Below are 3,197 nucleotides of genomic sequence, written 5' to 3'. Positions count from 1 at the left end.
AATTGGAGATGTGGTTTTATTATTTTGATTTGCAATAACCCTAATCAGTTAGTTAATTAGAATCAAATAAGAAACATAGAAATAGGGGTAATAATATGAATTGGAGGTTCCTTCCTGAGAATAGGGAGTCTCTTTAATCTCGCTACCGATAATTAAATAATATGTTAATTAGATTTGATTATTGTATGCATCGCCTTTTCTTCAATAAATATTAAGTGATAAATTTCATATATAGTATATAAGGAGATTATCTCATGGGTTATTTGTAAATATTAGATGGGGAGTATTTGATACATACATAACCTAAAGATTTAGATGAAATTAATATAGATAAGTATTTACTACGATTGCCTTCCTATTTTTCTTAGAATTTTTTTAGTGAATCAAAATTTAAATTGCGTATACATCTTTTGTACTAGTAGACCTAAGTCTAAAAGTATGTACAATTACACCATTTGACTAATGGGTAAACTTCACAAACTGATATATACTAGTATTGTGTCTTGCCTTTTTAGGTGTAGTACACAGCCGGTGATTGGCTAGTGGATGTTCTTCCATTTTGCCAGTGCCGGTTTTTTGTTGGATAATAGAGAAAATGAAGTTTTTATAAGGAAAGAAGGGGTTGTTTTGAAAGATGTAAATTCTATCTTTATGAGAGAAAAGATTGCTAGTTTTTATCTTTATTTTATTTCTTTTCTTGGTTTGGTTACTATAACTATATCTTTACTTGAAATTAAAATCCCTTCTCATCTAACAATACTAATATTGTTGTTACTTTTTATGGGGATTGCAGAGTATTTTCCTGTAAGATTTTGGAGAGGAACTAGTTCGCTTACCTTTCCGATAATTTACGCTATGAGTTGGCAGTTTGGAATCCATATAACTATTGTTGCTATTGTACTTGTGACGCTAATTATTCACCTGCATCGTCGTTCACCGATACAAAGAATGTTATTTAATAGTACTCAACATGCACTTAGTTTGATCTTTGCCAAATGGTTTTCAGACAAATGTATGTCCTTAATAATTAATAAGATAGGTATGTCAGTTCTGTATGAGAATTTAATATCTTTGTTATTATTTTGCATGTTGTTTTGTTTTTTCAACAATCGCTTTTACGATTTGTTAATGATACTTCTTCCGCAGCCATATTCAATTTATCAATGGTATAAAAAAACTATTACGGTATTTCTTTGCGAAACTTTTGGTTTCTCTTATGCGGCACTGATGCATGTACTAATTAGTACATATAGTGTGGAAGTAAACGAAGTTACAGTGCTGTTTTTCTTTTTTCCACTTGTAGCAACTTCCGTTATTAGTTCTTTTTCTGTACGGATAAGGATGGAGAAAGAACGATTATATGAGTTATTTCTTATTACGACCGAAATTAGTCGAGGATTAACTGGAGGAAACTTGAAGCATATTAAACAAGCACTTAAAGGTTTTTTTGGCATACAAGCATATGTAATATGGACAAAAGATGATGGAAACTGGAATATTCTATTAAAAGATGGGAAAGTTCGCCCTGATATTTCTGATCATTTAGAAAATTACGATGCGTTTGAGGGACTTTCTAAAAATCTTGTATTTAATGATTGGAAAATTGGTACGGCTCCTGGAGATGAAATATTTGAAAGTGTCATACGCTCACTTGTATATTTTCCTCTTATTGTTAATGATGAACTAGTCGGAATGTTTGTTGCAGGGAAAAGTAGAAATGCGGGCTTCTTTCCAGAAGATGTACAGTCGTTAGCTACATTTTCTAACCAATTAGCTAACGTAGTTAAAACAAGGATATTAATTTCTGAACAGGAAAAAAGAATGATTTTAGAAGAAAGAAATAGAATTGCTCGAGAAATTCACGATGGTATTGCGCAAACATTAGCCGGGGTGATATTCCAACTAGAATCCGCGCAGAAAAAATACCGTGATAAACCAAAAGATATGCAGCAAGTAGTAGAGAAAAGCATAAAAGATTTAAGAGGAAGCCTAGGAGAAGTTCGCTATTCTATTTATGCTTTAAAACCATATCCGACACAACAATTGGGACTTAAGCAGGCGATAGCAAGTAAAATAAAATCTTTAAGACAAGAATATGAACTAGACATTACATATCATGAAAGAGGTCATGCACGTGCGCTTAGTTTTTCAAAAGAAAGAGTTATATTTGATACATTACAAGAGAGTTTGCAAAACATTGTAAAACATGCACAGGCAAAAAAGGCTGATGTTTTACTCAGCTATCAAAGTGAACACGTGCTTTTAAGGGTTAAGGATAACGGAGTTGGCTTTTCACTATTTGAGTCTATGGTTAAAACGAAGAATGAGCCACATTATGGTATATTACATATGAATGAACAAGCTGACCAATTAGGGGCTACTTTACAGATTGATAGTTCTGTAGGAAAAGGGACAGAAATCACACTGTTAATTCCAGATTCACAAACAAGGGGTGCGTAAAATGATTAAAATATTAGTAGTAGATGATCATGCTTTTTTACGGGATGCAATTCGGAGCATACTAGAGGATGAATCTGATATGAAAGTGGTTGGAGAAGCTAGCTCTGGGGATGGAGTATTGGGAAAAGTAGAAGAATGCCGACCAGATTGTATTTTGATGGATATTAATCTTCCAGAGAAAAATGGGATTGAAGCTACAGAGTTAGTGAAAAAAAAATATCCGAGTTGCCGTGTACTTGTGTTTACAATGTATGAACATGACGAGTATTTAATGGATGCACTCCAGGCCGGTGCTGATGGTTATTTATTGAAGGATTCATCATCAGATCAGGTAGTAGCAGCAATTCGAATGTTATATCGAGGCGATTCAGTCATTCATCCGCGTATGACTAAAAAATTAATTACATATCATCAGCAAAAAATGAAAGTAGAATCAAATGAAAATGAACTGACGGAACGTGAAAAGGAAATTCTCTTTGAACTAGTAAAAGGACTTAGTAATAAAGAAATTGCTGAAGTTTTATATATTAGTGATAAAACAGTTAAAATTCACATCAATAAAATTTTTAAAAAGCTAAATGTGAAAAGTCGATCGCAAGCAGTGATTTATGCAGTCCGAAATCAATTAGTTCCGCTAGATTAAATAAGAAATCTATCAAAGAACTATCGTGTCGCTTTATTCTGTATTACAAAGAATAAAGGACAAGGTAGTTCTTTTGTACTATGTAGGCATAGAA

At 32.7% G+C, this 3,197-nt stretch carries 2 protein-coding genes; both read left to right on the top strand.

The genetic code is table 11. From position 1 onward, the window contains the following. Positions 1 to 627 precede the first annotated feature (627 nt). Positions 628 to 2,460: a GAF domain-containing sensor histidine kinase gene (locus ABWK52_RS26965; protein ID WP_097813708.1), complete on the top strand. Its 1,833-nt coding sequence runs from the start codon at positions 628 to 630 to the stop codon at positions 2,458 to 2,460. 1 nt (position 2,461) lies between these two features. Then, on the top strand, positions 2,462 to 3,103 hold the full coding sequence (locus tag ABWK52_RS26960; RefSeq protein ID WP_000590674.1) for a response regulator: 642 nt from the start codon (positions 2,462 to 2,464) through the stop codon (positions 3,101 to 3,103). Positions 3,104 to 3,197 lie beyond the last annotated feature (94 nt).

The organism is Bacillus sp. AP50, assembly GCF_040492675.1.
Classification (GTDB): domain Bacteria; phylum Bacillota; class Bacilli; order Bacillales; family Bacillaceae_G; genus Bacillus_A; species Bacillus_A cereus.
The sequence above is the reverse complement of the archived record's forward strand: the minus strand, read 5'-3'. Positions and strand labels throughout refer to the sequence as shown.

What these genes read in the sequence shown, in the direction of transcription:
- ABWK52_RS26960 (WP_000590674.1), top strand. Translation starts at nt 2,462, where the DNA reads ATGATTAAAATATTAGTAGTAGATGATCATGCTTTTTTACGGGATGCA.